This window comes from Citricoccus sp. I39-566 (assembly GCF_031432995.1).
Classification (GTDB): domain Bacteria; phylum Actinomycetota; class Actinomycetes; order Actinomycetales; family Micrococcaceae; genus Citricoccus; species Citricoccus nitrophenolicus_A.
In genome coordinates, this window is sequence record NZ_CP133842.1 from 2,441,674 (window position 1) to 2,468,333 (window position 26,660).

Consider the following 26,660-nt stretch of genomic DNA (forward strand, 5'->3'; position numbering starts at 1 on the left):
CACCGCCCACATCCGACGAAGGAGCCCACCATGACCGAACCGATCCCCAGCCCCCTGCCGATGGCCACCGGCGGCTGCTCGTGCTGCGCCCCGGACGCCGCCCCAACGCCGGGCTCCGACGCCGCGGAGACGTCTTTCCCTGCCGCTTCCGGGACCTCCACCACGTATCGGGTGGAGGGGATGACCTGTGGGCACTGCGTCGGAACCACCGCCGGAGCGGTGAGTGCCCTGCACGGGGTGGACGATGTCAAGGTCGAACTGGTGGCCGGCGGCATTTCCCCCGTCACCGTGACCGGGTCCGCCTCCGCGGACGCCGTACGGGCGGCCATCGAAGAGTCCGGTTACCGCGTCCTGATGTCCTGATCGCTTGGCCCACTGCCTCGGACCCGTAGGGGTCAAGGGAAAGGAAATATCATGAGCACCTCGCACCACCACGGCGACCATCACGCCGACCATGACCAGCACGCCGATGAGGACACCCACGGCCAGGCCATGCCCCAGGGACACGCCCACTCCGCGGTGGATGAAGACCATGCGGTTCACGACCACGGGGAACATGCCGGACACTCGGTGTCGATGTTCAAGAACCGGTTCTGGCTCTCGCTGGTCCTGTCGATCCCGGTGGTGGTCTTCAGTCACATGGTCGCGGGCCTGCTCGGTTACCGGGTGCCCGAGTTCCCGGGATCGGAGTGGATCGCCCCGGTGCTGGGCACCGTGATCTACTTCTACGGCGGCATGCCGTTCCTGAAGGGCGGGGTCACGGAGCTGCGCTCCCGGCAGCCCGGGATGATGTTGCTGATCGCCATGGCCATCACCGTGGCCTTCGTGGCCTCCTGGATCACGTCCTTAGGTCTCGGCGGATTCATGCTGGACTTCTGGTGGGAGCTGGCTCTGCTGGTGGTCATCATGCTGTTGGGCCACTGGATGGAGATGCGCGCCCTTGGTGCGGCCTCCTCCGCCCTGGACGCTCTGGCGGCTCTGTTGCCCGACGAAGCCGAGAAGATCACCGCCGAGGGCGCCACCACCACGGTGTCGATCGGTGAGCTGGCGGTCGGGGACACGGTCCTGGTCCGGTCTGGGGCCCGGGTGCCGGCCGACGGGACCCTCACCGAGGGCACCGCGGAGTTCGATGAGTCCATGATCACCGGGGAGTCCCGGGCCGTGGTCCGCACAGTGGGAGAGACGGTGGTGGCCGGGACCGTAGCCACCGACAACACGGTGCGGGTGCGCATCGAGGCGACCGGGACTGACACCGCCCTGGCCGGCATCCAACGGATGGTCGCCGACGCCCAGGAATCCTCCTCCCGCGCCCAGGCGTTGGCCGACCGGGCCGCCGCGCTGCTGTTCTGGTTCGCCCTGGCCGCGGCCATCATCACCGCCATTGTCTGGGTGGCCATCGGCCAGCCGGACGACGCCGTCACCCGTACCGTCACCGTGTTGGTCATCGCCTGCCCGCACGCCCTGGGCCTGGCGATCCCGCTGGTCATCGCGATCTCCACCGAACGCGCCGCCAAGGCTGGGGTGCTGATCAAGGACCGGTTGGCCCTGGAGCGGATGCGCACCATCGATGTGGTCCTGTTCGACAAGACCGGCACCCTGACCGAGGGCGCGCACGTTCTCACCGGAACTGCACCGGCCCCGGGCACCTCCGAGGCGCAACTGCTGGCTTACGCGGCCGCGGCCGAGGCCGACAGCGAGCATCCCGTGGCCCGGGCCATCGTCACCGCCGCCACCGACCATGCCGAGGCCGCCGGGCTGGGACTGCGCGGTACCGGGTTCCAGTCGGCCACCGGCCGCGGGGTGAAGGCGACCGTCAACGGTTCCGAGGTCATGGTGGGCGGGCCCAATATGCTCCGCGAACTTGCCCTGGACACCCCCGAGGCCCTCGCCGCCGACACCCGTGCCTGGACCGACCGGGGGGCCGGGGTGCTGCATGTGGTCCGAGCTGGGACCGTCATCGGGGCGGTCGCCGTGGAGGACAAGGTCCGTCCCGAGTCCCGGGCCGCTGTGGCCGCCCTGCACGAACGTGGGGTCAAGGTCGCCATGATCACCGGCGACGCCCGCCAGGTAGCCGAAGCGGTGGGCCGGGATCTGGGCATCGACGAGGTCTTCGCGGAGGTCCTGCCGAAGGACAAGGACTCCAAGGTCACCGAGCTGCAATCCCGCGGCCTGAGTGTGGCTATGGTCGGCGACGGCGTCAACGACGCCCCCGCCCTGGCCCGCGCTGAGGTCGGCATCGCGATCGGTGCCGGCACTGACGTGGCCATGGAATCGGCCGGCGTTGTGCTGGCCGGCAACGACCCGAGGGCCGTGCTGTCCATGATCGAGCTTTCGAGAGCCAGCTACACCAAGATGATCCAGAACCTCATCTGGGCCACCGGCTACAACCTGATCGCTGTTCCCCTGGCCGCCGGCGTGCTCGCCCCGATCGGGTTCGTGCTCTCTCCGGCGGTTGGGGCGGTGCTGATGTCCTTGTCCACCATCGTGGTCGCCCTCAACGCCCAACTGCTACGCCGGACCGATCTGGATCCGGCCCGACTGGCCCCCGCTAGCACCGGGCAGCGGGACACCACACCCCAGCCCGCGACGGTCACCAGCTGATCGCGGCCCGGGCCCTATGTCGAAACCCCAATGGAAGGAACCATCATGAAACGCAACACCACCACCCTGGCCGCCCTGACTCTGGCCTCCGCCCTGGCCTTGACTGCGTGCGGCACCGGTGCCGAGGACAACGGCGCTGGCTCCGAGTCCACCCCGGCCACCAGCTCGGCTGCTGCCACCTCCACGGCCACGGATACCGCGACCCCGTCCGCCACGGCTACCGGCTCGGCCGAGGAGATCTCGGCCGAGCATAACGATGCGGACGTGATGTTCGCTCAGATGATGCTCCCCCACCACGAGCAGGCCGTTGAAATGAGCGAGATGCTGCTGGCCAAGGACGACATCCCGGCCGAAGTCGCGGACTTCGCCCAGCAGGTGATCGACGCCCAGGGACCGGAGATCGAACGCATGAATGCCATGCTCACCGCCTGGGACGCGGAACCCATGGGAGACATGGAGGGTATGGAGGGCATGGACCACGGTGGGATGTCCGGGATGATGTCCGAGGAGGATATGGCCGCTCTCGAGGAAGCCCAGGGCACCGAGGCAGCCCGGCTGTACCTGGAACAGATGACCGCCCACCATGAGGGTGCTGTCGACATGGCCCAGGACCAGGTCGACAACGGCCAGAACCCCCAGGCCGTGGCCCTGGCCGAACAGGTCATCACCGCCCAGGAGGCCGAGATCGCCGAGATGGAGCAGATGCTCGGAAACCTCTGACGGGATCCACCGCCCCCTCTTGATCGGCTCTGCCCGTTCCGCTGTTGCACTGAAAGGACCCACACGGCTCCATCCACCCAAGCAGATGGGGTCGTGTGGGTCTTGGCACATCGGTTGGACCTCCAACCGACGCGGGATCACGACATTGCTGGGGTTCGCCCTGGGATCCGTCAGTCGGTGGGGCACTGGCGTTCGGCCGGTTCCTCGTAGTCAGGCACGGACCGTGCTTGGGCCTGTTCGGGGGTCGTGGCGATCCCGTTGTCCTGGATGTCCTGGATCAGCCAGTCCATCTCGAAGATTTCCCGCCGCTGGGCCTCGCTGATTTCCACGGCCAGCTGACACACCCTGACGTCCTCGATACCGGCCCGCTCGGACCTCGTGATGGCCAGCGAGTGGTGCGGAATCATGGCGCGCATGAAATCGCTGTCGTTGACGGTCGCCTGGCTGCGGTCCAGGAAGATGCCGCCGCCCAGAAGCACCGCGCTCACGAGCACTACAGCAATGTTCGCCTTCGGGTTCCGGTACATGTTGAGCATCCAGGCCAGCATCACCAGGCCCATCGCCCCGCCCATGGTCAAGGCCATGAACAGCCTGCTCTCGCTCCAGCGGACGTGTCCCCACTCCCAGGAACCGGCGAACATCGTCCAATACATGACCACCATGCCGGTCAGGATCATCGCGGCGAACCGCAGGTACATCTTCAGGGAGCGGCCGGGGTCGTGGTGACCACCGCCGCGATCACCACCCTGGTCACTGCTGTGTTCTGTCTTTGACACGTCGAGTTCTCCTTCTGCGGGGATGCTCTTGTACCGCCGGGCTAGTCAGGGCCAGCAGCACGTGTTCCACGACTGCTGGCCCTGACCGGCATTCCGGCATGGGTCTGGACTGCGCTCAGCCCAGGGAGGCGAGCAACTCGGCGCAGGCCCGCTCGCAGCGCCGGCAAGCCTCAGCGCAGATTTTGCAGTGCTCGTGCATTTCAGCGTGGGAGGCGCACTCGTCCCCGCACGTCTTGCAGGCGGTCCGGCAGGCCTCCAGCAGGGCACGGGTGGTCTCGACGTTGTTGCCGGTCTGGCGGGACAACACACGGCCGGTGGCCGCGCAGATGTCGGCGCAATCCAAATTGAAGCGGATGCACTGGGTCAACTCCGAAACCATGTCCTCGGCCAGGCACGCGTCCGCGCAGGCCGTACAGGTCTGAGCGCACTCGAAACAGGCCTCGATGCACTCGGCCAGCTTCTGCCGGTCGATGTCCCCCAGGTCCTTCGGGTAGGTCTCCAGCATCGAGCTCACGTGATGGGTCATGGCTTACTCCTTCATCGGTGCGGTTCGGAAGACGAACCGGCCGGAACCGGCCCGCCATGCAACCGACCGTAGACCCCCGCCCGGCCCGGATAAAGGGCTCAACTTTGAAGATTCCGTGAAGATCCCAGCCGGCTACGGGCTCCGCCCGGGCCGTTCGAGCGGGCGGCTAGGCCCGAAATGACGGCCTTTCCGGTCCCGGCTCAACCCTGCATCGGCTCGGAACTTGGCACTCCGGCAAGTTGCGACCAGATAACGAATCCGTATTGTTGCATAACGTTCTGGTCACGGACCATTTCGGCTAAGTGACAGCTTGCTCGACGCCGAATTACGAGGCCGTGGGAAAAGTCCAGAACATGTACGCCAATGTCTACCGAGGTAACCCATGTCCTACCCCACCCGCCGTGCCCGCATCGAGGCTGAAGCCCAGGCCCGCCGTTCCCAGTACCGCCGTTCCCTCACCATGGGTGCGGTTGGCCTGACCACCGTGGTGGGAGCCACGGTGGCCGGCATGGGCCCGGCCGCAGCCAACGAGGGCGCCTACGCCGCGCCCAGCGGCTCCACTGCTAATTCCTGGACGTGGGAGGGCGGTACCGCAGCCGAGACGTCCCGCTCTTCCAGGGTTCACACGCACTCGTCCGCGACCAGCAGTGAGCCGGCCCAGGACATCCAGCGGGCCTCTTACTCCACTGCTTCCTCCAGTAGCACTGGTTGGGGGGCGGCCGTGCAGTGGGCTACGGCCAAGGCTGCCGATCCGGGCGTCGGTTACGTCTGGGGTGGTAATGGTCCGACCGGCTACGACTGCTCCGGCTTCACTCAGAACGCGTTCGCGCAGGCCGGCATTGAGCTGCCTCGGAACTCCAAGGCCCAGTATGCGGCCGCTAGCCAATACGTCTCCCTCGACAACCTGCAGGTCGGCGACCTGGTCTTCTGGTCTAGCAACGGCTCGGCCTCCGGGATCTACCACGTGGCCATGTACATCGGCGACGGCAAAATCGCCCACGCCCGCAACCCGCAGATGGGGGTGGCCGTGACGGATGTCGACTACAGCCCCTGGAATATGATGGGCACCGCTGCCCGCTACTGAACGGCACGCATTCAGCCTGCTCGCAAGGTGAAGGCCTGCAGGGCCGATCGGTGCTTGACTGCATCTCTTCTAGTTGGTGGGCTCGGATTAGACGTAGCGGTTAGGCGGGACCCTTGTGAAGGTCGTCCCGGCCGCGGTCCACACGGGTGCTGAGCGAGAAGAGTCCGCTTGTGCGACACGTGCTCCCGCGTCGGCGGTGCCTCCGCCGGCGCGGCGAACTTATCTGGGATCGCACGTGGGCAAGAATCATTCGTGACTCAAACGTTATAATCCCAGTCCCCGTCGTCGCGAAAGACCTCATGAAAAGCATCGCCTTCAGGGCCGCTTCTGCCTTGGCCGCAGCACTGCTACTGACATCGTGCAGCGCGCCGTCCCCCGTGCCGAACCCCGCCGGGGAAGCAGACGGCACCGGCTCCGGCGCTTCCGCCTCTCGCACGCCCGACGCGCCCTCGTCGGCCGCCGCCACCAGCCCGACGATGGAACCCGAGCCGGGGCAGCAACTCCAGCAGCACGCCGTGGCCGCGGCCCACCCGGAGGCCGTCGAGGCCGGGATGGACATCCTGGCCCAAGGGGGCAATGCCGCCGACGCCGCTGTGGCCACGGCTTTCGCCGTGGCCGTGGTGGAGCCCTATGCCTCCGGGATCGGCGGCGGGGGCTCGGCGATCCTGGCCGGCCCCGGCCACGAACCGGTCAGCTACGACTACCGCGAAGTGGTGGCCCAGGACGGCAGGATCCCGGACTCCGGCACGGGTGTCCCCGGTTTCGTGGCGGGACTGGCCGAGCTCCACGCCGAGCACGGCGAGCTGGACTGGCCGGAGATACTGGAGCCAGCGATTGCCTTGGCGGGCGATGGCTTCCCGGTCTCGGAGTTCTTGTCTCTTCGGTTGCGTTCCGACTTCGGCCCCGCCTCCCTTGAGGGGCTCAACCATTATCAAGACGCTTCCGGTGAGCCGTTGGCCGCCGGCGACCAGCTGGTCCAGAGGGATCTGGCCCAGACCATGACCACCTTGGCCCAGGAGGGACCGGAGTCCTTCTATACCGGCAGTCTGGCCCAGGAGCTGACCAGGGTCGACGGCCTGGATGCCGATTCCCTGGCCGCCTATGAGTCGGAGCAGGTCGTGCCGGTCGCCGGTGCCGTCGGGGACTACGAGGTCCTCTCGGCCGCCCCGCCGCTGCCCGGTGCGGCCCTGGTCCAGCAGTTGCAGCTCGCCGAGGCCCTGGGCATCGACGGCCACGAGCCTGGCAGTCCCGGATACGTAGACCGGCTGTCCGAGGCATGGATCGCGGCCGAGGGTTCGGTGAAACACCTGATCGGCGACCCGGACTTCGTGGACGTTCCCGTCGATCGGCTCACGGATCCCGAAGCCAACGCCCGGATCGCCGAGCAGGTGAATCTGCTGGCCGGCGGAGCCGACGCCAGCGCCTCCACGGGGCCGGACGCCCGCGAGGGCGCCGTGCCCGGGGCCGGGGACGCATTGGTGCAGGCCACCGGTCAGCCCGTGACGGCAGGGAACACGACGCACCTGACCGTGGTGGACCAGGACGGTTTCACGGTGTCGATGACCAACACGCTCACGAGCTTCTGGGGCGGCAGCGAGTCGGAGTACGTGGGCGGGTTCTTCCTCAACAATCAGCTCTCCCGGTTCGCCACGGAGGAGTCAGAGGCCAACCAGCCGGAGCCGGGGCGCAAGTCCGTGAGCTGGTCGGCCCCGAGCGTGGTGCTCGACGATCAGGGCAGGCCGGTACTCGGACTGGGCAGCCCGGGAGGACACCAGATCCCGAACATCCTCACCGGCGTGCTGGTGGCGTGGGGCCTGCAGGACGCCACGCTGCAGGAGGCCGTGGACGCACCCCGATTCCACCTGCAGGACGGCGTACTGGCCGTAGAGGAGGAACCCTCGGCACAGCTGGCCGAACTGATCGCGGCACGGGACTGGGAACTGCAGCGCACCGAACGTGACCAGGCGATCTTCGGTTCCGTGCAGGCCTTGGAGATCAACTACGAGACCGGTCAGATTACCGGTGCGCGGGACAACCGCCGGGAAGCGGACGTGGCTATCGCCGACGCCGACTCCCCGACGGGAACCGGATGACAGCCATGGGCACAGTCCCTTCTTCCTTCGACCAGCCCGACGGTGAACGGCGGATCCCGCGTCCGTCCGACGGAGGCACCGGTCAACCGGGGCGTGACGCCCACGGATCCAGCGTGGGACGCGCCGGCGACGGAAAGTCCGACGGCAGAGGGCAAGGTGGACGACTGGTCGGTCTGGACGTCGCCCGGTCGATGGCAATCATCGGGATGATCGCCGTCAACGTGGGCCCCCGGGGCGTCGACGGCATCCTGGGCACGCTGTACGACCTCCCCCTGGGGCGGGCCTCCCTGCTGTTCATGCTCTTGGCCGGGGTGGGGACATCCATCATGACCCGGTCCGTGCGCGCTCCCAGCGGTGCGTCCATGCCGTGGCGTATCCTCCTGTGGCGGGCGGCGCTGCTGCTGGTCGGCGGACTGGCCCTGCAACTGGCCGGACACGAGGCGAGTGTGATCCTGCCCCTGTATGGGCTCCTGTTCATCGCCTGTCTGCCATTGCTGAAGGCACCCGGCTGGTTGCTGGCCGCCCTGTCCGGCGCATCCCTGGTCCTCGGCCCGCTGGTCTGGCTGGCAGTGCGGAGGGGATCTGACGCGTTCCAGGTCACGGAGCCGACCCTGCTGGACCCACCCGCTGAGATCCTGGGCGGCATCCTCTTCACGGGGTCCTACCCGCTGGTGGTGTGGGCGGCCCCCTTCCTGATAGGGATGCTGCTCGGACGGCTCGACCTGAGGAACCCGGCCCTGCACCGACGGCTGGTGTTGTGGGGTGCGGTGGCAGCCGTGGGCGCGTACCTGCTCTCGCAGCTCCTCATCCTGGTCCTGGGCGCGCCGGGCCGGACCGTGGGGCTAGACCGGCTCGTCTCGGCAACCGCCCATTCCCAGATGCCGTTGTGGCTGGTCTCCAGTTCCGGTGCCGCGCTGTTCGTGCTGGGCCTGTGCCTAATGGGGGAAAGGTTCGCGTCCCGGCACCTGTCCGTGTTGGCGGCCACCGGCCGGCTGTCCCTGACCGTCTACGTGGGACACCTACTGGCCCTGGCCGTCATCGTCCGCCCAGGCCCGGGCTCCCTGGCCGAAGGGATCCTGGTCACGGCGGTCCTGTGCACCGCGGCGGTCGCCTTCTCCTGGCTCTGGACCCGACGGTTCCAGACCGGCCCGTTGGAGATACTGTTGCGCCTGCCGCCGCGGAAAACCACATCCGAACGGAACGGGTAACAAGCACCGTCAACTGCCGATATGCGTGCTCACGATCTCCCGTACCCAGCACTGCGCTGTGTAATCGGCATGAACCGGATCCGACTGAAGCCTGATCACTCCATGGACGAACGCGGCCGCCAAGCACAAGTCATTTTACCTTCTTCCTGAGGTCAATGGCGTGCGTGCTGGCAATCCACGCTCGACACTTTTGTGCGTGGGTGCCAACGGCACCCACGCTGCCGATCGCGAACCGGATGACGATTCCAGCTTGGTCCATTTTCTTTCCCGATGGCGCTTGACAAGGATACCCCCTGCCGGTATAAACAGGACCGTGCAGGTACCCCCCTGGGGTATGAAGTCCAATCGGAAGAGATCATGAACACCACTGAATTTCAGGTGACCGGAATGACCTGCGGGCATTGCGAGATGTCGGTGCGCGAAGAGGTTGAGGAGATCCCCGGCGTTGAGTCGGTCGAGGTGAGCCACCAGGACGGGACGCTCGTGGTCACCGGCGCCGAACCCGTCGATGAAACCGCGGTCATCTCTGCGGTGCAGGAGGCTGGCTACCAGGCGGTGCGGTCGGCGTGAATGCCGCCGGACGGCTGGGGGCCTACGCTGCGGGGCTGGCGGTGGTCTTCGCTGGTTCCTTCGCGGCCGGCGGAGCCCTAGTGCCGGACGAAACGGTCTCAGCCTGGATACAGCAGGCTGAGGAGCTGCGGATGGACCAGCACCCCGCCCCCGCCGAATCGCCTGAGCCAGCCGACACGGACGACGACCTCTGACCCCGGCCAATGACCAATGAGTGTGGCTGGACCCCCGGCGACACCGGAAGAAGGATGAACCCCATGTCTGCACCCCTGGTCGCGCCTGAGGCGGGCAGTACCGACGTCGAACTGGCGATCGGCGGGATGACCTGTGCCTCGTGCGCGAACCGGATTGAGCGCAAGCTCAACAAGCTCGAGGGCGTCACCGCAACGGTGAACTATGCCACCGAGAAAGCCCGGATCAGCGCCCCGGCTGGCTACGACCCCCAGTCCCTGGTCGCCGAGGTTCAGAAGGCCGGCTACGCCGCCACACTGCCCGGCACCGGCCGGCAGGACCAAGAAGGGGAAAACGACCGCCCCGACGCCGAACTGGTGTCCCTGCGGCACCGGCTGATCGGCGCCGCGGTGCTGGGCATCCCGGTCATCGCCATGTCGATGATCCCGGCCCTGCAGTTCGAGTACTGGCAGTGGTTGTCCTTGGCGCTGGCCGGACCGGTGATCGTCTGGGCCGGCTGGCCGTTCCACAAGGCCGCCTGGATGAACTTGCGCCAGGGCACCGCCACCATGGACACGTTGATCTCGATGGGCACCATCGCGGCGTTTTTGTGGTCGCTGTACGCCCTGTTCCTCGGCACCGCAGGGACCCCGGGGATGACGCACCCCTTCGAGCTGAGCGTGGCCCCCACCGATGGAGCCTCGAACATCTACCTCGAGGTCGCCGCTGGGGTGCTGCTGTTCATCCTGGCCGGCCGCTACTTCGAGAAGCGCTCCAAGCGCCAGGCCGGGGCCGCGCTGCGCGCCCTGCTGGACCTGGGCGCCAAGGACGTGGCCGTGCTGCGCAACGGGGCCGAGACCCGCATCCCCACCGACCAACTAGCCGTGGGCGACGAGTTCGTGGTGCGTCCCGGGGAGAAGGTCGCCACCGACGGCGTCGTGACCACCGGACGCAGTGCCGTGGACGCCTCGATGCTCACCGGTGAGTCCGTGCCCGTCGAGGTCGCCGAGGGCGACCCGGTCACCGGGGCGACCGTCAACACCGGCGGCCGGCTCGTGGTCCGCGCCACCCGCATCGGCTCCGACACGCAGTTGGCGCAGATGGCCCGGCTGGTGGAGGACGCCCAGACCGGCAAGGCCGAGGTCCAGCGGCTGGCCGATCGGATATCCGGGGTGTTCGTGCCCATCGTGATCGCCATCGCCGTGGCCACCCTGGCCGCCTGGCTCGGCGCCGGGTTCCCGGCCGCCGCCGCGTTCACCGCCGCCGTCGCCGTGCTGATCATCGCCTGCCCCTGCGCCCTGGGCCTGGCCACCCCCACCGCCCTGCTGGTCGGCACCGGCCGAGGCGCCCAGATGGGCATCCTCCTCAAGGGTCCGGAGGTGCTGGAGTCCACCCGCAATGTCGACACGATCGTGCTGGACAAGACCGGCACCGTCACCACCGGCACGATGACCCTGCAGGGTGTCCACCCCGCCATCGGGACCAACGAGGACGAACTGCTACGTCTGGCCGGTGCCGTGGAGGACGCCTCCGAGCACCCGATCGCCCAGGCCATCGCCCGCGGCGCCACCGAACGCGTGGGAGCCCTGCCGGTTCCCGAGGCCTTTGCCAACCACGAAGGTCGCGGCGTGCAGGGCGTGGTCGACGGACACCTGGTCATCGTCGGCCGCGAGACCATGCTGGCCGACTGGTCCTTGACCATGCCGGCGGACCTGGCCGACACGAAGGCCCAAGCCGAGTACACCGGTCAGACGGCCGTCGTCGTGGCCTGGGACGGGCAGGTCCGCGGTGTGCTGGTGGTGGCCGATGCCCTCAAGGCCACCAGTGCCGAGGCGATCGCCCTCTTCCGCAGCCTGGGTCTGAGGCCGGTCCTGCTGACCGGTGACAACCGTGCCGTGGCCGAACAGGTCGCCGCCCAGGTGGGCATCGAGGAAGTTCTGGCCGAGGTGATGCCCCAGGACAAGGTCCGCATCATCACCAAACTGCAGGAGCGGGGGCAGGTCGTGGCCATGGTCGGTGACGGCGTCAACGACGCCGCGGCCCTGGCCCAAGCGGATTTGGGCCTGGCCATGGGCACCGGTACCGATGCGGCCATCGAGGCAGCGGATATCACCCTGGTCCGCGGGGACCTGCGTGCCGCTGCGGACGCGATCAGGTTGTCCCGCAAAACCCTGGGTACGATCAAGACCAACCTGTTCTGGGCGTTCGCCTACAACACCGCTGCGATTCCGCTGGCCGCTCTGGGCCTGCTGAACCCGATGCTCGCCGGGGCGGCCATGGCCTTCTCGTCCGTCTTCGTGGTCGGCAACAGCCTCCGGCTACGTGGTTTCACGAGCAAGGCAGGCACTACCGTGCAGGCCGCCAGTCCAGCGCCGGAATCCCTGCCGGCTCACACCCTAACCACCTGAAACGTCTGACGCCTGACCGAGTGGAGACCACCATGACCACCCCCGCCGAAGCGACCGAAGCCGCGCACCATGCCGGGCACCACGGATACATCTCCGACAAGGACCGGTACCTGGCCCGTCTTAGGCGCATCGAAGGACAGGCCCGCGGCATCCACCGCATGGTCGAGGAAGAGAAGTACTGCATCGACATCCTCACGCAGGTCTCTGCTCTCACGTCCGCCCTGCGCGGGGTCGCATTGGGACTGCTGGACGACCACATGAAGCACTGCGTCGTGGATGCCGCACAGATCGGCGGAGACGAAGCCGAAGCCAAGATGAAAGAAGCCTCGGACGCCATCGCGCGTCTCGTCCGCTCCTGACCCGACCGCCAGCACCTCAGAGTCATGCCCACCGTTTAGCGGACGGGCCCCTCGCGATCGCAACAAGGTGGTCCACGACGAAGTCGCCATTGGGGCCCTGTCGGGAGGGTGTATCCCTTCGAGAAACTCGCGGTGCCTACGGGAGTGTGCTGTTAGAGAGGGGCCCACAACGACATTGGGACTGACGCGGATGACTGACACCGAGGGGTGCGGGCCAACGACCTACTATGGAACCGTGAATTCTCCCGCAGATGTTGCCTCCGGCACTGAGACAACTCGCCCCCTGAGCTGGTACGCCCGGCCCCTCGGCACGGCCTGGATGCTGCTGGTCACCGCCCTGCTGGGCCTGTACGGCACCCTCATGCTGGTCATGGAACGGGTGATGCTGTGGAACGATCCGAACCACATCACCAGTTGCGATCTCAATCCCTGGGTGTCCTGCGGCGAGGTCATGAAGACGTGGCAGTCCCAGCTGTTCAACTTCCCCAACCAGTTCATCGGCATGGTGGCGTTCCCGATCGTCATCACCATCGCCATGGCCCTGTTCGCCCGGGCGCGGTTCGCCCGCTGGTTCTGGATCGGCATGAACCTCGGAGTCCTGGCCGGCTTCGTCTTCATCGTCTGGTTGTGGAGCCAAGCCGTCTACGAGATCAACATCCTCTGCCTGTACTGCATGATCGTCTGGGCCGGCATGATCCCCCTGTTCGTCCTGCTGACGTCCCGGAACCTCCAGCACGGCGTGATCCCCGCGTCTGCCGGTGTTAAGAAGTTCGCCGCGGAGTGGTCCTGGCCGATCATCGTCCTGCTCTACGTGGGCGTGCTGGCCTCGATCATGCTGCGCTTCTCGAACGCTTTCTTCTAAATCGAAGCACTTCCCCGTCGCGAGGACGTACCAGCTGAAGAACTGGCGGTCTTCTGTCTCCACGCCCTCGCCGCGGCCGAGCGCCTGACCTCCGAGGCCGCCGTGCAGCTACTGGTTTCCCTCACCCTGGCCGGCATGCGCCCACAGTCATGACTTGACCCTGGGCAGGTGGCCCCCACCGTGGAGGGACGACGCGCACCCGGGCTGGAGGTACCTTGCCGGATCGTGGATTGCGGCCGCCGTGTCCACCGGTAGTCGTGTCCCGGAGGCTAAGGTGGACGCACTCGGCGCCGGGGACGGCGCTGAGGCCCCGGGTCGCAGGAGGCGGAGGGTTTCGACCCACCGAAGGACGGTCCTCTCGCCTCGGCCTACTGCAGGCCACCGCTGACGCCGTGTTACAGGGCGGCGACCCCCTGCCGGGGCATCGGTGCACGTGGGCCTTGACTATGATCCTCGGTGACACGGACGGCCCCCGCGGGCGACCGCGGATCTAGAATGAGGTCCTGTGACGTGGAACACGCAGCCTGAGGGGGCATCGGGATGAGGGCGTGGCTTTCGCGCACCCGTGGCGGCCTCCGCAAGCAGCCGGTCGGCGGTATGGCCGGTCGCGCCCGCCGTCCTGGCGGGCTGCGTCGGGGGAGGGCGGTCCGCCGGGTCTGCGCCCTGTTGGCCGCTACTGGACTGGCCGTGCTGGTCGCCGGCTGCGCTGGGCCCGGCCAGGGGCTGCCCCCGGAGCCGGTCCTGGGGCACGGCGAGCAGTTCGCGGTGGGTGTCTTCGATCCTCGGGCCGGCCGGGTCGGCGCGCCCCGTGAGGGGACGCTGGTCGTGCACGAGGGCGGGTGCCTGGCCCTGCGGTATTCCCCCGCCGCCGGCGGTGGGACCCGGGTGGTGGCCGTCCCGGTGGGCAGTTCCGTGTCCGATCGGGGCACGGTGTACGTTGTGGCCGGTGAGGCCGACCGCAACGACGGGCCGGTCATGGCCGGGCATGTGGGAGCCCAGGTCCGGTTCAAAGGCCCCGAGGTGGTCCTGGGCGAGGTGGGCGGCAAAGGCGTCTTCATGCCGCCGGGCTGTAGAGCCGACGGCACTCGGATCCTGTTGGTCAAGACCTGAAGGCCGCACTGCTCGGGCAGGCGACGGCGTCGTGAGTCCCCGGGCTGGCGTTGGGCAGCCGCCCAGGCCTGCATGCGAGCGATGACGTTTGTGCGGATGCCCTGATCCGCCATCATCACCCATTCGGGAGGGTGTTCCAGCGACCTCCGTCCCATGCCCACGAGCCTAAACGGCCAATCGGTCCTGGCCCCACCATCTCATGCGTTGACGGTCAGGTTTAGGGCCTGTGGTGTTCCTCGCTTGCTCGGAACGCCACAGGTGGGCGGCCGCAAGCAGCCGACTGTTCTGTCCTGGTCCGCCGGAACGGCGGCGGACCAAGACGGCGGCCCTGGCGGGCCGACCTCCTTTTTTGCCTGCTGTCCTGCGGATTATGCGCCCCGGCTCCACCGGCACAAGCCCCTCCTGCGTCGGGGCCGGTTCCCCCGAAAACCGTGGGTCGGCGCTCCCTCGTTCCTCGGTCGCTTCTTTCCTCCCCAAGCTTTCCTCCTCCACCGCCCTACGGGTTGCTGCCGGCTCCGTCCGGGGCAGCTCACTGCGTTTCGCCAGCAGGCAAAAAACAACGGGGGAACGACGAAGCGCGGGGCTGGCACCGCGGCCCCCTCACCTACCCGTGGAGAGAAAAATGACCACCTTTACCGCTACCACCATTGCTGATGTTCTCGATTACGCCGCCGGGGTGCTTGGCCTGCGGCCCACCCGTTCGTTGGTCGTGTTGCCGATGCAGGACAACGCCTTGGGCCCGGTGCTCCGCACCGATGCCCCCGGTGCTGACGTTCCGGCGCAGGCCCTGGCGGACTCGATCATCGAGAACTTGTCTCACGCCCTCGCCGATGGGGCACTACTCATCGGGTTCGACGCTGACCGGGCCGTGGCCGAGGCCGTGGGCAGGGCCATGACCGAGCGCGGCCTGCCGGTCCACGAAACGATCCACGTGACTGGCAACCGCTACACCTCGTTCCACGGGGCCGAGGGGGAATGGAACCCCGGACAGACCGCGATCGGCCTTGAAACCGCCTACCACCGGGACGAGCGCGACGAGATCCCCGAGCCGCCCACCCCGGCCGGAATGGCGGCAGAGCCCGCACTGACCGAGCGGGCCCGTCTGGTGCGCGCGGACCACGCGGAAGCCATGACCGAAGTCCGGGACCTGTGGGCCGCCGTCCTCACCGGGGCCGAGCCGTCCCCCGCCCAGGTCCTCACCTTGCGGGCCGCGTTTAGCCTCTACGAGTCCCGGGACCGGCTGCACGCAGACACCTACGGGGCCGGAGACGGGGCCGGGTGGGAAGCGATCTTCACCGGCGACCCGGCCGAGCCGGTGGCGTGGGGGAAAGTCGAGACCGCAGAGGCCGCCCTGCGCCTGCTGATCACGCACGCCGATACCCACGAAGCCGCACACCTCTTGGCCCTGCTGGCCCACATCTACTGGATGCAGGGGCGCGGCACCGTGGCCGGACGCACCGCAGATCGAGCCTGCGAAGCCGACGCAGACAACACGTTCGCCCGACTGGTCTCCCACCTGACGAACGCCGGAAAGCTGGCACCGGTCGCCCGCGACCGAGACCGGGCATGGGCCACGAACCGGCCCCAGTGATCCCGGCACGGTAGCCCGGAGGTGGGGTTGTCCACAGGATGACCCCGCCCCCGGGGCGCGACCACCGGGAACCTGCCTACGCTGGGGCCAGCCCACCGGCAGGAGCACTAGCAGGGACCCCCCGCCCTCCCGGCGGGAATCCCTGCCAAGCGCCACCCACACCAGGAGCCCCATGAGCACCACACTCACAACCATGGCCGGGATGGCCGCCATCCGAGTCCACGAGCTGCCCATGGTGGCCACCACGATCTACCGCGCCGAACTGCGCGACGCCTGCCGCCCTGCTGGCGCACCACGTGCACGCACCGTCCTGGCACTACGACTGGGAGCAACAGCAGAAGCTCTCGTGGCCGCCGGCTACGCCGCCGCCCACGACCAACCCTGGGTGTCCCTGCCGCTCGGACTCATCACCCTCGCGATAGTGGCCGGCCCCCTGGCGATCACCGCACTACCGGGCTGGATCGCCTGGACCGACACCAAAGGCCACGCCGTGACCATCACCGACCCCAGTGCCAAGCCCATCGGGCACTGGAGCCTCAAACCCGACCCAAGAGCACCCGGGAGTCAACTCGAGGCGCACCTAGCGGTCATGCTTAAGGGAAGGCCGCCCACCGCAGACACTCGGGTGGACTTATTCACCGCCGAGCAGCACACCGCCCCACCATGGGATACCCGCCACCACACGAACTAAACTCACCCTCCGTACCCCTCCACGGGTACCGGCCCCACAGGGGCCACCACCGGCCCCGGGTTTCGTCGCCCGGGGCCGGTCGTGCACGCCTAGGATTCCTCGTCGGGCAGGGCGTCCAGGGCGGCGGTGAGCTGGTCCTCCGCCGGGACCAGGCTCCGGTCGGCCGCCGGCAGCTGGTCGTAGGTGTAGGCGGAAACCGCCAGTGGTGACGTTGACCGGCCTAAGGCGTATCGGACGGTGTGGTCGTTCTTGCTGCCGCAAATCAGGATCCCCACCGTTGGCGCGTGGGCCTCGCGTTTGAGACGGTCGTCAACCAACGCGACGTAGAAGTTCAGCTTGCCGGCATACTCCGGTTGGAACTTGCCGGTCTTGAGCTCGATGACGAAGTAACGCAGCTGCTCGACGTGGAAGAACAACAGGTCGATGTAAAAGTCGTCCCCATCCACCTCGAGGTGCACCTGACGTCCCACGAACGCGAAGCCGTGCCCCAACTCCTGCAACGTGTCAGTGATGCGGTCCATCAGGGCCTGTTCCAGGTCCCGTTCAGCGACAGCTCCAGACAGGCCCAGGAACTCGAAGGAATACGGGTCCTTGGCGACCTGCTGCGCCAACTCCGAATCCGGGGCTGACAGATGGGTGCCGAAGTTCGACGGGGCGGTGCCGGAACGCTCCAGGGACCGGTTCATGATCATGTTCATCAGCACGTTGCGGGACCACCCGTGCTCCACGGCCGCGGCGGCATACCGGTCCCGCGCAGGCACGGTATCGAGCTTGTCCAACAGGACCCGGACGTGACCCCACGGCAAATGTCCCACAGGCTGTGGGACATTCGGGTCCCAGGCCGGCCAGGCCGCAGCGAAGGCCCGCATGTAGAACAGGTTGCTGCGAGAGAATCCCGTCATCTGGGGGAACTCAGCCCGCAGGTCCTGGGCCAGCCGGCCAATGACCCCGCTGCCCCAGCCCTGGTGTTCTTGCCGGGTCAAAATGTCCCGCCCGATCCTCCAGTAGAGCCCGAGCAGGTCCGTGTTGACCCGACGCAGAGTCTGCAGCCGGGCACCTCGGACGCGCGCCTTCAGTTCCCCCAAGAAGGTTGGATAGTCATCGGGCAAGGCGAGCTCAGAGGGTTCGGTCACGGACCGCATCCTATCGAGGAAGGCCAGAGCCTAACGGTTGGGCTCCCACGTAAAGCGATCGTTTGCGGCTCAATTCGCCCATCAGAAGTTCATCTACCGCAGCCGCTGTGGTCTTGGCTCTTCTATGGCGGGGGCCTGTCGCTGCTTGGGGCGGTGCGGCTTGACCGAGGTCCGGCCGCACCGCCACTACGCCTCTGTCCTGGAGGACTCGCTAGAGGCCGAATGCTCCGCCGCTGATGAGGATGAAGACGCCCAGGCCGATCAATACGATCGGGAACAGTATGTGCTCCCAGCGTTCCAGGACCTCGGCGATGGGCCGGCGGGTGGCGACGAACTTGGCCAGGCCCACCAGCACCGCGACCAGGGCCAGGAATACGACGCAGTAGGCAACCACGGCGCCCGGGCCGACACTGAGGAAGACCGGGACGTAGACGCCGATGTTGTCCCCGCCGTTGGCGAAGGTCACCCCGGCCACGGTCCATGCGGCGACGTTCTTGCCCTCGATCTTGGCCTCATCGTCGTCATCGTCGTCGCCCCCGCGCCAGGCCTGCCACGCGGCCCACAACCCCAGGCCCAGCGGGATAAGCCCGAAGTACGGGATGACCTCCGGGGGCAGGAACGCCCCCGCGCCCAGCGCGACGAGCACGGCCGCGCCGAGGATGGCGACGAACCCTAGGTACTGGCCGACCAAGATCCGGGCGGTGGTCCCGCGCTGTCCCGCGCCGCGAGCGAAGAACAGGGAGAGCACGATGATGTCGTCAATGTTGGTAACCAAGAACAGGCCGATTGCCTGCAGGATCGAGGATAAGATCACGCGACTACCCCCGGGCAGCAGCCGGGCACCGAACATGCCGGGTCCAGGCACGGGGCGCTCTCATCCACCGCAAGGGTGATATCGACCAGTGCGGTCAGCGCCCGCGCCAGGTGCAGGTCGGCGATCTCATACCGGGTCTGGCGACCCTCGGACACGGCGACCGCGATCCCGCAGTCCCGCAGGCACGCCAGGTGGTTCGACACGTTCGACCGCGTCAGCTCCAGGTCCCGGGCCAGCTCGGCGGGATAGGCCGGCCGCTGGAGCAGGGTCAGCAGTATCCGCGACCGGGTGGGATCGGCCATCGCCCGGCCCAACCGGTTCATCACATCTAAACGAGTATCTATAGTCAGCACCCAATGAACTATACAGTCCATACTGAACTATTACCGCAACGGCAACCTCAGCAAAGGCAGGGCGTGAGCCCGCCGGCCTTAGCGTCCAGCCTTCCCATCAAAGGATCCATACTTGAGCTGTCCGCGCCGCAGTTCGCGGAGCACACGCGTACGATCATGAAGTGGAATTCCTTGCTTTGATCATCGCTGGATTGTCACTGGCGATCTCTGCCTATGCAACGTATGTAGCGAAGACCGCCCCTGCTAGGGAGCGCACGAGAGCCATCAGGGACGAGGTCCGTCATGCCGTCCGCGAGGTCTCTGAACAGGCCAAGGAGTTAAAGCACAGTCTCGCTTTTGGTGAGCCTGCAGGGGAACCCCCTAGAGAGCTGGATGCAGCACTCAATGTCATTAGGGTTCACCAGAACCGGGTGCCCGAATACCTCACCATGGTCGACCTTCATTTAACTCTCGGAAAGCTGGAGCGTGGGTGGAAGAGCGCGCATTCTGCGCAAGGGAGCTTGGAGTTCGCTGAGGACTGCGTGGCGGAGTGGGAAGACAAGGCCTCTGAGGGCAATGAACACAGTCGCAATGTGCTGAAAAAGTACCGCGAGGAAGTTAAGGTCAGCACCCGCAGGCGAGACGCGGCGATATCAGATCTGCGCGACACCTTGAACGAGGCGCAGACAAAGACCGCAGCCTATATCGCCAGGCACGACGCCGAGGATCGCCGCGAAGCCAAGTGACGACGAGCAGACCGTCAGTTCGCCGGCTGGCACGAGGTGGCGGTCAGCGGCGAGGGCCCGTGGTGTTCAGCAGCGACGACCGATAACGAACGGTTCGAGCTGGTGAAGAGAGGGCCGGCCCTACCCTCGGGCTATGGATTTCTACGTCACCGCAGCCCAAATCATTCCAGTGTTCTACCTCGCCATGCTGTTTGAATCGCGCTTTCTCACCCGGCGCCCTGACTCATATTTCGAGCGGGACGACGACCCGAGGCAGTGGAACGCGACTCAGGCTATCGGCCGAGCAGCCGTGGTCCTCCTGATGGGCATAGGAGAGATCGCTGCTCTCCTATGTGTATGGCAGCGAATCACCCTCCCCATCGTGGATGCTTTCGTGGTGCTCGCGCTCCTGTCGGGGTTGCTGGGAGTGATCCTGCCGCCCCTCGCCAAACAGGTCATGTTTGTTCGGGAGTACCGGAAAGCCGGGGGCGAGTGGCAGATGCCCACCTTTACGGCGGTTGCCATACTTGCGCTCCTGATCGGACCGCTGAGCTGGCTAGCTTCACTTGCACCGTAGACGGCCGACTGGGCGTTGCGTCTGTGGGCGGGACTACGCAGCGACGGTTGGCATGGGCGAAGCGTGGTGGCGGTTCCGGAGTCGGCATTTACGGCCAAGGCCGGGCGGCGGGCGTCACCACCGGCCGGCCGGCCGGGGTCGATGGGTTCGGCCACGGGCCGGATCCTGTCGGGGCCTAACATTCTTGAAGACAAGTAGTCTTATAGGGCTGAGCTACAAGCTGCAAGAGGGGCGCCCAGGTGGCGCAGCGGCGCGATGCCATTCTTCGAGCAGTTCAGGGGCAAAGCCAAGGTGCAGCGGCCCGTATGGGTGCTCTCGGTATGTGGCCGGGTTTGAGTGCTGTTCCCCGCGCGTCGTCTGTGACATTGAGTTGGCCGAAGGCGCGAGGGGATCCTGGCCTCTAGTAGGGAGAGTCTTCGACTGCTCCTTGAAGTACGTGATTGACCCGTAGGCCGTTGGCGCGTAGCTGTGCGACGAAGTTTCTCAGCTCAATCCGGGTCCCGGCCGGACGCTTGCGCTGAAGCGTGAACTCTCCACCCTTCGGGGACTTCAGGCGAAGCGTCGTTGGGTTATTCTTGGGCACTGCCCAGCCCTGCTCTTTTGCGTTTTCGCAAAGCAGTGCGATCTCGTTCTCTAAGGAATTGAGCGCCTGTTCCGCGGTGGCTGTCGCCAAGGGGTTCGGCACCGGGGCTCGCGTGCCTGTCCCCGGAGCCAATGCGGCCTGGGACAACGCCTGCGTGGCTAAGACCTCTCTCGGGGGAAGGTTGGTCAGCGCTTCCTTGGCGAAATCTTCCGCAAGAGAGCTGACATTCGCCAGAAGGTCTGACTGGCTTCCGCGAGCACGGGGGCCAAGTTGCTCCATGACTTCTTCCACCTGAAGGGCTGCATTGTTGAGTCCAGCCCTGATGTTCTTATCAGGGGTCGGTTGGTATGTGAGTCGGGTTAGGCCTGCGAGGTCAGAGGGCAATTTCGCATCACCCACGCTCAGCCAGTAGACGCGTTCCCGTCCTAACGCTCCAACGAAGAGACCGAACTCGAAAATAATGTTGTCCCGAACTGCTGCCATGTCTTCCCCTCGGAAATTGACAGTGTCGTCGGCTGTGGCAACGAGGATCGCGAAATCAGCCTCCTCCGTCTTCTTGATCAATGCATCGAGAGTCATGCTGCTGGGCTCGAAGACCGCGATATCCCAGCGTTCAACTATGAGTCCCGGCGTTCGGAGCTCTGACTGTAGATTCCGGGCATATATAAGACCCTCCGAAGAAGAGCCTATGAACACCCGTGTCGGAAGAGGCGAATCTGTCATGCCTACAAACATAGGTCAGTCTTGGTGGCCATTTGACTGCCGTCAGCTCGGCTTTCGAATGGATTCTCGCGTAAAACGATCGTTAGATCGGAAGTCCTAGCGAGAGGACCGGAGCCGCCGGTGGTTCCGCGGTTTTCCGGCCCTCCTTTGTCCCAGGAAACGGGTTTCAGCTTGGACAATCGCATCAACTGCACGAGAGACTAATTTTTCGGGAAATCAGAACTGCTAGGGCCAGTCACGAAGTCGGACTCCAGATAACGACCGTTTGTCGACGCTTCGTTTTGACCCTCGTCTACGAGCACCTGTGAACCGCAATAATCGGTGGCTCTGAAGGGTCCGAATACTCATCTGATCGCTCGCATGTGTTCGCGCGAGAAAATGCGAGGGGTTTGGAACTGCCCCGGATTGACTGTCACATTGACGGTCTACGCCACCGTCTGAGAGACGTAGAATAGATGACGGGTTATATGACAACTTTGCAAAACTCCGCGAGTTGCGAGGCTTCTGTCACGTAAACGATCGAATAAATGACAGTGGAGGTGCACGGTGCTCGTCGGGTACATGCGGGTGTCCAAGGCCGACGGCTCTCAGACCACCGACCTGCAACGCGATGCCCTATTCGAGGCCGGGGTGGAACCGGAGGCCCTGTACGAGGACAAGGCCTCCGGCAAGAGCGATGACCGTCCCCACCTGGCCGCGTGCCTGAAGGCGCTGCGGGCCGGAGACACCCTGCTGGTGTGGAAGCTGGACCGGCTCGGGCGGGACCTGCGCCACCTGGTCAACATCGTCCACGACCTCACCGAACGGGGCGTGGGCCTGAAGGTGCTCACCGGCCAGGGTGCAGCCATCGACACCACCACCGCCTCGGGCAAGCTGGTGTTCGGGATCTTCGCCGCATTGGCTGAGTTCGAACGCGAACTGATCTCCGAACGCACCAAAGCAGGCCTGGCCTCGGCCCGCGCCCGGGGGCGCAAGGGCGGCCGGCCCTACAAGATGACCCCGGCCAAGATCCGCCTGGCTATGGCCTCGATGGGCAACAAGGACACCAACGTCGGTGCCCTGTGCAAGGAACTGGGCATCACCCGCCAGACCCTCTACCGCCACGTCTCACCCACCGGTGAACTCCGCGCGGCCGGACAGAAGGTGTTGGCTCAGCGTCGATGACCATCGCGGAACACAGGCGGGAGGCCTGCCACGGGTGTTCCGTATGGCGCACCGTCGCGGGGCGAAGCACCGGACGGGTCCTACGGGATGCCCCGCCCGCCGTGCTTGAGTGTGCGCAGGTCAGAGGCGGGGGTGTCCGGTGGGGGTTCGCTTAATGAGATGCCTGGATTGTTCACTAGATGGGAAAGCCGGGGCAGGACATGTTGCATAAGGAACGGGGACAGTTCGCCGGACTGATCACCCGGGGGACTCTCGAATGTGGAATCGCGGTTCTGGTGGGCGACGGCTAGGAACGGGCGGCGAGCAGGACGACGGCGGTGAGGACCAGGGCCATGGTGACAGCCATTGCCGGGTAACCCCCGAGGACGCCGGCCAGGGCGGGACCGGCGACCGGGGCCAGGGCGCCGACGGCGGTCATGGGGGCGGTGAAGACGGCGTTGATGGAAGCGAAGTTCGTCGTCCCCCAGCGGTCGGAGACGGCGGTGGCCTGGAGCAGGGTGTGGCAGCCGCGGGCGGCGCCGACGAGGACAGCCACGGTGATGAGCAGCCAGCCAGTCCCCCGCGGGGGCGGTCCGAGATGGGCCGAGCGGTTGCCGTGTCGGTGGCAGCCATCATCCTCCCTGTGATCCGTGCGGACCCGCCGCCGGCATACTTCCGATTCAGTTCTGGAGCTGGGCCCAGAGGTCGCGGACGCGGGCATCGATCTCCGCCACGATCTCACGGACCCGTTCCAGGGTCTGTTCGGCGGGGTCGGTGATCTCCCAGTCCAGGTACCGCTTGCCGGGGTAGACCGGGCAGGCGTCCCCGCAGCCCATGGTGATGACGTAGTCCGCAGCGCGGACGACGTCGTCGGTGAGCGGTTTCGGGTAGGCCCCGGACAGATCGACGCCCCGCTCCCGAAGAGCTTGGACAACGAGGGGATGGACCTCGAATCCGGGCAGGGACCCGGCCGAGCGGACCTCCACGCCGTCTCCGGCGTGGTGGGCGAGCAGGGCCGCGGCGATCTGGGAGCGGCCGATGTTGTGCACGCACACGAAGAGCACCTGCGGCACCGGGGAGTCGATCTTGCCCTGCCCCTGGGCCAGGGCCCGCAGCCGGTTGTCGGCGAAGTGCGTGGCGGTGGCCGCCAGGTAGGTGCGGACCCTGGCGGTGCGCGAGAGGGTCGCGTAGGACTCGAAGACGTAGCGTTCGACCGTCTCCGGGGAGAAGATCCCGGCGTAGCGCTCGGCCAGGTGTTCGGCGTTGCGCTGCAGGACGTGGGTGTCCAGGGTCGTCGGATTGGTGGTCGGGTCGGTGCTCAGATGGGTGCTCGGCTCGGACATGACGACTCCTCAGGGCGGGATGCTCAGCAGATGGTCAGCAGCAGGCGGACACGCGGGCAGTAGGGGCAGTGGACAGGATCGTGATCGGCTCGGGCTCAGCGGCGCAGCAGGCCACGGCCGGTTCCGCGTCCACCGTCGGAGTGCAGCAGCCCTGCGCGGCAGGATCCTCGTTCCCGGTGGCGGGGGCGGGGGCGTCGCAGGATCCGCCGAGGTCGGTGGAGCAGACCCCGGTCTCGGGCAGGTGCAGTTCGACGGTGTCGGCGGCGGCGCGGTCGCCGGCCAGGGCGGCGGCGATGGAGCGGACCTGTTCGTAGCCGGTGGCCATCAAGAAGGTCGGGGCCCGCCCGTAGCTCTTCATGCCCACGATGTAGAAGCCCGGCTCGGGGTGGGCCAGCATCTTCTCCCCGTGGGGGGCCACCGAGCCGCAGGAGTGGAACTCGGGGTCGATCAGCGGGCCCAGCCGACGGGGGGCGTCCACGGCCGGGTCCAGTTCCAGGCGCAGCTCGGAGAGCATGCCCAGCTCGGGTCGGAACCCGGTGGCCGGCACCAGCACGTCCACGGCCAGTTCACGGTCCCCGGCGGGAGTGCTCGCGTGCACCGTCAGGCCCTGGTCGGTGGGGGTGAAGGCGGTGATGGTGAAGGAGGGGTGCACCTGAATGGTCCCGGACTCGACCAGGTGGCGCAGCCGGGTGCCCAGGGCCCCGCGGGCAGCCAGCTCGTCGCGGTCCTCCCCGCCATAAACCTTCGACACGTCGGCCGAACGGACCGCCCAGGAGATCCGGGTGTCCGGGGCGTCCTGGGCCAGGGCGCCGAGCTCGAGCAGGGTGTTGGCCGCCGAGTGCCCGGCCCCGACCACCAGCACATGCTTGCCGGCGAACCGGGCCCGATCCCGTCCGGTGACGTCCGGCAGCGAGGCGGTGATGGTCCCGGCGGCGCGGGCCTCGGCCTCGCCGGGAGCCTCCAGCCCCGCCTGGCCCAACGGATTCGGAGTCAACCAGGTGCCGGAGGCGTCCAGCACCGCCCGAGCGCGGATGTCCTCGCCGGAGCCATCGCAGTGCTGGATTCGGACGAGGAACGGGGTGTCCTGTCGGCCGGCGGTGCGGGTCTTGTCCATCCCGACCCGGGACACCGCCACCACGCGGGTGTTGGTGCGGATCCGGGCGGCCAGGGTCTCGGTGGCGGCCAGCGGCTGAAGGTACTGCTCCACCAGTTCGGTCCCGGTGGGCAGGGCCTCGGGGGCCGGGCCACTCCAACCGGTGGCCTCCAGCAGTCGGGCGGCGGCGGCGTCGATGTTGTACCGCCAGGGCGAGAACAACCGGGTGTGGCCCCAGTCCCGGACCGCGGCCCCGACGTCGGGGCCGGATTCCAGGACCAGCGGGCTCAGCCCGCGTTCGGCCAGGTGGGCGGCGGCGGCCAGGCCCACGGGTCCGGCCCCGATGACCACGACGGGCAACTCAATGGCGCCGGTGGTGTCCGTGCTGGCGTTGGTGGTGGTGGCGGTGTGGGTGGTGGTGTCAGCCATGGGTGGGCTCCTCGACGAGTGCGGTGGCGATGCTGTCGGCATCGTCCAGGGCGGCCAGGTAGCGTTCGGCGTCCAGGGCCGCGGCGCAACCGGTGCCGGCGGCGGTGATGGCCTGACGGTAGCGGTGATCCACCGCATCCCCGCAGGCGAACACCCCGGGCAGGTTGGTGTGGGTGGTGCGGGCGTCCACCACGATGTACCCCTCGGCGTCCAGCTCCAGCTGGCCGGTGACCAGTTCGGTGCGGGGCAGGTGCCCGATCGCCACGAACACCCCGGTGGCGGCCACCTCACGCGTGTCGCCGGTGATGGTGTCGGCCAGGGTCACCCCGGTGACCTTGTCCTCGCCGTGGATGGCGGTGACACGGGAGTTGTAGGCGAAGCGGATCTTCTCGTTGTCCCTCGCCCGGGCGGCCATGATCTTCGAGGCCCGCAGGGCGTCCCGGCGCACGACCACGGTGACGGTCTTGGCGAAGCGGGTCAGGAACAGGGCCTCCTCCATGGCCGAGTCCCCGCCGCCGACCACGACGATGTCCTGCTCGCGGAAGAAGAACCCGTCGCAGGTGGCGCACCAGGACACCCCGTGCCCGCTGAGGCGGGACTCCTCGGGCAACCCAAGTTCCTTGTAGGCCGAGCCGGTGGCCACGATCACCGCCGGGGCCCGGTAGGTCTTCCCGGCCAGGGTGGTGACCTCCTTCAGGTGCCCGGCGAGTTGCACGGTGACGGCGTCGTCGTACTCGATCACCGCCCCGAACCGGGCCGCCTGCTCGGCCAGCCCGGCCATCAGCTCCGGACCCTGGATGCCGCCGGGGAAGCCGGGGAAGTTCTCCACCTCGGTGGTGTTCATCAGCGCCCCGCCGTGGGTGACGGAGCCGGCGATGACCCGCGGGGTCAGCCCGGCGCGGGCGGCGTAGATCGCGGCGGTGTACCCGGCCGGGCCCGAGCCGATGATGATCAGGCTGTCCGTGGCGGTGGTGTCCGTGGTCATGGTGTCCATG

The 26,660-nt window shown here is 67.1% G+C and carries 27 protein-coding genes; 17 read left to right on the top strand and 10 right to left on the bottom strand.

Going from position 1 to position 26,660, the window contains the following annotated elements; genetic code table 11:
• Positions 1 to 30: 30 nt before the first annotated feature.
• From RE421_RS11185 to RE421_RS11195, 3 genes are read left to right on the top strand one after another with little or no spacing between them, the layout of a single operon-like run.
• The gene (locus RE421_RS11185) at positions 31 to 363 is read left to right on the top strand and encodes a cation transporter (protein WP_309809730.1); all 333 of its coding nucleotides are present in this window, start codon (positions 31 to 33) and stop codon (positions 361 to 363) included.
• A 51-nt stretch (positions 364 to 414) separates the two neighbouring features.
• Positions 415 to 2,601: a heavy metal translocating P-type ATPase gene (locus tag RE421_RS11190; RefSeq protein ID WP_309809732.1), complete on the top strand. Its 2,187-nt coding sequence runs from the start codon at positions 415 to 417 to the stop codon at positions 2,599 to 2,601.
• 45 nt (positions 2,602 to 2,646) lie between these two features.
• Complete coding sequence (locus tag RE421_RS11195) at positions 2,647 to 3,321, top strand: DUF305 domain-containing protein (protein ID WP_309809734.1); 675 nt, start codon at positions 2,647 to 2,649, stop codon at positions 3,319 to 3,321.
• Positions 3,322 to 3,491: 170 nt separating this feature from the next.
• On the opposite strand, the gene RE421_RS11200 is transcribed toward RE421_RS11195, so the two are convergent.
• A complete protein-coding gene (locus tag RE421_RS11200) occupies positions 3,492 to 4,097 on the bottom strand; it encodes a DUF305 domain-containing protein (protein ID WP_309809735.1) in 606 nt (201 codons plus the stop codon).
• Between the two features lie 115 nt (positions 4,098 to 4,212).
• A complete protein-coding gene (locus tag RE421_RS11205; RefSeq protein ID WP_309809736.1) occupies positions 4,213 to 4,623 on the bottom strand; it encodes a four-helix bundle copper-binding protein in 411 nt (136 codons plus the stop codon).
• A gap of 382 nt (positions 4,624 to 5,005) precedes the next feature.
• On the opposite strand from RE421_RS11205, the gene RE421_RS11210 reads away from it, so the two are divergent.
• The 11 genes from RE421_RS11210 (at position 5,006) to RE421_RS11260 (ending at position 16,770) form a co-directional block, all read left to right on the top strand.
• The gene (locus RE421_RS11210; RefSeq protein ID WP_309809738.1) at positions 5,006 to 5,707 is read left to right on the top strand and encodes a C40 family peptidase; all 702 of its coding nucleotides are present in this window, start codon (positions 5,006 to 5,008) and stop codon (positions 5,705 to 5,707) included.
• A 377-nt stretch (positions 5,708 to 6,084) separates the two neighbouring features.
• Entirely contained in the window at positions 6,085 to 7,800 is a 1,716-nt protein-coding gene (locus RE421_RS11215) for a gamma-glutamyltransferase (protein WP_309809741.1), read from the top strand.
• 191 nt (positions 7,801 to 7,991) lie between these two features.
• On the top strand, positions 7,992 to 9,008 hold the full coding sequence (locus RE421_RS11220) for a DUF418 domain-containing protein (RefSeq protein ID WP_309809743.1): 1,017 nt from the start codon (positions 7,992 to 7,994) through the stop codon (positions 9,006 to 9,008).
• A gap of 357 nt (positions 9,009 to 9,365) precedes the next feature.
• Positions 9,366 to 9,578: a heavy-metal-associated domain-containing protein gene (locus RE421_RS11225; protein ID WP_309809745.1), complete on the top strand. Its 213-nt coding sequence runs from the start codon at positions 9,366 to 9,368 to the stop codon at positions 9,576 to 9,578.
• Positions 9,575 to 9,772, top strand: a complete 198-nt coding sequence (locus RE421_RS11230) for a hypothetical protein (RefSeq protein ID WP_309809747.1) — start codon at positions 9,575 to 9,577, stop codon at positions 9,770 to 9,772. The genes RE421_RS11225 and RE421_RS11230 overlap by 4 nt, the downstream gene beginning before the upstream one ends.
• Positions 9,773 to 9,835: 63 nt before the next feature.
• On the top strand, positions 9,836 to 12,157 hold the full coding sequence (locus tag RE421_RS11235) for a heavy metal translocating P-type ATPase (protein ID WP_309809749.1): 2,322 nt from the start codon (positions 9,836 to 9,838) through the stop codon (positions 12,155 to 12,157).
• Between the two features lie 32 nt (positions 12,158 to 12,189).
• Entirely contained in the window at positions 12,190 to 12,516 is a 327-nt protein-coding gene (locus RE421_RS11240) for a metal-sensitive transcriptional regulator (protein ID WP_309809750.1), read from the top strand.
• A 235-nt stretch (positions 12,517 to 12,751) separates the two neighbouring features.
• Entirely contained in the window at positions 12,752 to 13,378 is a 627-nt protein-coding gene (locus RE421_RS11245; RefSeq protein ID WP_309809752.1) for a vitamin K epoxide reductase family protein, read from the top strand.
• 597 nt (positions 13,379 to 13,975) lie between these two features.
• On the top strand, positions 13,976 to 14,488 hold the full coding sequence (locus tag RE421_RS11250) for a hypothetical protein (protein WP_309809754.1): 513 nt from the start codon (positions 13,976 to 13,978) through the stop codon (positions 14,486 to 14,488).
• 622 nt (positions 14,489 to 15,110) lie between these two features.
• A complete protein-coding gene (locus tag RE421_RS11255; protein ID WP_309809756.1) occupies positions 15,111 to 16,079 on the top strand; it encodes a DUF4192 family protein in 969 nt (322 codons plus the stop codon).
• Between the two features lie 172 nt (positions 16,080 to 16,251).
• Positions 16,252 to 16,770 (top strand): hypothetical protein, encoded by a 519-nt coding sequence (locus RE421_RS11260; protein ID WP_309809757.1) that lies wholly within the window; start codon positions 16,252 to 16,254, stop codon positions 16,768 to 16,770.
• Between the two features lie 89 nt (positions 16,771 to 16,859).
• Here the strand turns inward: RE421_RS11260 and RE421_RS11265 are convergent, their stop codons facing one another.
• The 3 genes from RE421_RS11265 to RE421_RS11275 all read right to left on the bottom strand — a co-directional run bounded on the left by RE421_RS11265 (position 16,860) and on the right by RE421_RS11275 (position 19,070).
• Entirely contained in the window at positions 16,860 to 17,903 is a 1,044-nt protein-coding gene (locus RE421_RS11265; RefSeq protein ID WP_309809760.1) for a PDDEXK nuclease domain-containing protein, read from the bottom strand.
• A 211-nt stretch (positions 17,904 to 18,114) separates the two neighbouring features.
• Positions 18,115 to 18,717, bottom strand: coding sequence for a cadmium resistance transporter (locus RE421_RS11270; RefSeq protein WP_309817324.1), 603 nt, complete (start codon positions 18,715 to 18,717; stop codon positions 18,115 to 18,117).
• Positions 18,714 to 19,070, bottom strand: a complete 357-nt coding sequence (locus RE421_RS11275) for a metalloregulator ArsR/SmtB family transcription factor (RefSeq protein WP_309809762.1) — start codon at positions 19,068 to 19,070, stop codon at positions 18,714 to 18,716. Before RE421_RS11275 ends, RE421_RS11270 begins: the two co-directional genes overlap by 4 nt.
• A gap of 161 nt (positions 19,071 to 19,231) precedes the next feature.
• Between RE421_RS11275 and RE421_RS11280 the strand changes: the two genes are divergently transcribed.
• Both RE421_RS11280 and RE421_RS11285 read left to right on the top strand, forming a co-directional pair.
• Positions 19,232 to 19,795: a hypothetical protein gene (locus tag RE421_RS11280; RefSeq protein WP_309809764.1), complete on the top strand. Its 564-nt coding sequence runs from the start codon at positions 19,232 to 19,234 to the stop codon at positions 19,793 to 19,795.
• 133 nt (positions 19,796 to 19,928) lie between these two features.
• Positions 19,929 to 20,351: a hypothetical protein gene (locus RE421_RS11285; RefSeq protein ID WP_309809766.1), complete on the top strand. Its 423-nt coding sequence runs from the start codon at positions 19,929 to 19,931 to the stop codon at positions 20,349 to 20,351.
• Positions 20,352 to 20,751: 400 nt separating this feature from the next.
• On the opposite strand, the gene RE421_RS11290 is transcribed toward RE421_RS11285, so the two are convergent.
• Positions 20,752 to 21,669 (bottom strand): nucleotide-binding protein, encoded by a 918-nt coding sequence (locus RE421_RS11290; protein ID WP_309809768.1) that lies wholly within the window; start codon positions 21,667 to 21,669, stop codon positions 20,752 to 20,754.
• 534 nt (positions 21,670 to 22,203) lie between these two features.
• Between RE421_RS11290 and RE421_RS11295 the strand changes: the two genes are divergently transcribed.
• Positions 22,204 to 22,821, top strand: a complete 618-nt coding sequence (locus RE421_RS11295; RefSeq protein ID WP_309809770.1) for a recombinase family protein — start codon at positions 22,204 to 22,206, stop codon at positions 22,819 to 22,821.
• A gap of 286 nt (positions 22,822 to 23,107) precedes the next feature.
• Here the strand turns inward: RE421_RS11295 and RE421_RS11300 are convergent, their stop codons facing one another.
• The 4 genes from RE421_RS11300 to trxB all read right to left on the bottom strand — a co-directional run bounded on the left by RE421_RS11300 (position 23,108) and on the right by trxB (position 26,659).
• Positions 23,108 to 23,356 carry a hypothetical protein gene (locus RE421_RS11300; RefSeq protein WP_309809772.1) on the bottom strand — a complete coding sequence of 83 codons (249 nt, stop codon included), beginning with the start codon at positions 23,354 to 23,356 and terminating at the stop codon, positions 23,108 to 23,110.
• A 124-nt stretch (positions 23,357 to 23,480) separates the two neighbouring features.
• Positions 23,481 to 24,143, bottom strand: a complete 663-nt coding sequence (locus RE421_RS11305) for an arsenate reductase ArsC (RefSeq protein WP_309809774.1) — start codon at positions 24,141 to 24,143, stop codon at positions 23,481 to 23,483.
• Between the two features lie 34 nt (positions 24,144 to 24,177).
• Positions 24,178 to 25,665: an FAD-dependent oxidoreductase gene (locus RE421_RS11310; RefSeq protein WP_309809776.1), complete on the bottom strand. Its 1,488-nt coding sequence runs from the start codon at positions 25,663 to 25,665 to the stop codon at positions 24,178 to 24,180.
• The gene (gene trxB, locus RE421_RS11315) at positions 25,658 to 26,659 is read right to left on the bottom strand and encodes a thioredoxin-disulfide reductase (RefSeq protein ID WP_396134490.1); all 1,002 of its coding nucleotides are present in this window, start codon (positions 26,657 to 26,659) and stop codon (positions 25,658 to 25,660) included. Before trxB ends, RE421_RS11310 begins: the two co-directional genes overlap by 8 nt.
• Position 26,660: the final 1 nt, after the last annotated feature.

What these genes read in the sequence shown, in the direction of transcription:
- RE421_RS11185 (WP_309809730.1), top strand. Translation starts at nt 31, where the DNA reads ATGACCGAACCGATCCCCAGCCCCCTGCCGATGGCCACCGGCGGCTGC.
- RE421_RS11190 (WP_309809732.1), top strand. Translation starts at nt 415, where the DNA reads ATGAGCACCTCGCACCACCACGGCGACCATCACGCCGACCATGACCAG.
- RE421_RS11195 (WP_309809734.1), top strand. Translation starts at nt 2,647, where the DNA reads ATGAAACGCAACACCACCACCCTGGCCGCCCTGACTCTGGCCTCCGCC.
- RE421_RS11205 (WP_309809736.1), bottom strand. Translation starts at nt 4,623, where the DNA reads ATGACCCATCACGTGAGCTCGATGCTGGAGACCTACCCGAAGGACCTG.
- RE421_RS11210 (WP_309809738.1), top strand. Translation starts at nt 5,006, where the DNA reads ATGTCCTACCCCACCCGCCGTGCCCGCATCGAGGCTGAAGCCCAGGCC.
- RE421_RS11220 (WP_309809743.1), top strand. Translation starts at nt 7,992, where the DNA reads ATGGCAATCATCGGGATGATCGCCGTCAACGTGGGCCCCCGGGGCGTC.
- RE421_RS11225 (WP_309809745.1), top strand. Translation starts at nt 9,366, where the DNA reads ATGAACACCACTGAATTTCAGGTGACCGGAATGACCTGCGGGCATTGC.
- RE421_RS11235 (WP_309809749.1), top strand. Translation starts at nt 9,836, where the DNA reads ATGTCTGCACCCCTGGTCGCGCCTGAGGCGGGCAGTACCGACGTCGAA.
- RE421_RS11240 (WP_309809750.1), top strand. Translation starts at nt 12,190, where the DNA reads ATGACCACCCCCGCCGAAGCGACCGAAGCCGCGCACCATGCCGGGCAC.
- RE421_RS11250 (WP_309809754.1), top strand. Translation starts at nt 13,976, where the DNA reads ATGGCCGGTCGCGCCCGCCGTCCTGGCGGGCTGCGTCGGGGGAGGGCG.
- RE421_RS11255 (WP_309809756.1), top strand. Translation starts at nt 15,111, where the DNA reads ATGACCACCTTTACCGCTACCACCATTGCTGATGTTCTCGATTACGCC.
- RE421_RS11260 (WP_309809757.1), top strand. Translation starts at nt 16,252, where the DNA reads ATGAGCACCACACTCACAACCATGGCCGGGATGGCCGCCATCCGAGTC.
- RE421_RS11285 (WP_309809766.1), top strand. Translation starts at nt 19,929, where the DNA reads ATGGATTTCTACGTCACCGCAGCCCAAATCATTCCAGTGTTCTACCTC.
- RE421_RS11290 (WP_309809768.1), bottom strand. Translation starts at nt 21,669, where the DNA reads ATGTTTGTAGGCATGACAGATTCGCCTCTTCCGACACGGGTGTTCATA.
- RE421_RS11305 (WP_309809774.1), bottom strand. Translation starts at nt 24,143, where the DNA reads ATGTCCGAGCCGAGCACCCATCTGAGCACCGACCCGACCACCAATCCG.
- RE421_RS11310 (WP_309809776.1), bottom strand. Translation starts at nt 25,665, where the DNA reads ATGGCTGACACCACCACCCACACCGCCACCACCACCAACGCCAGCACG.
- trxB (WP_396134490.1), bottom strand. Translation starts at nt 26,659, where the DNA reads ATGGACACCATGACCACGGACACCACCGCCACGGACAGCCTGATCATC.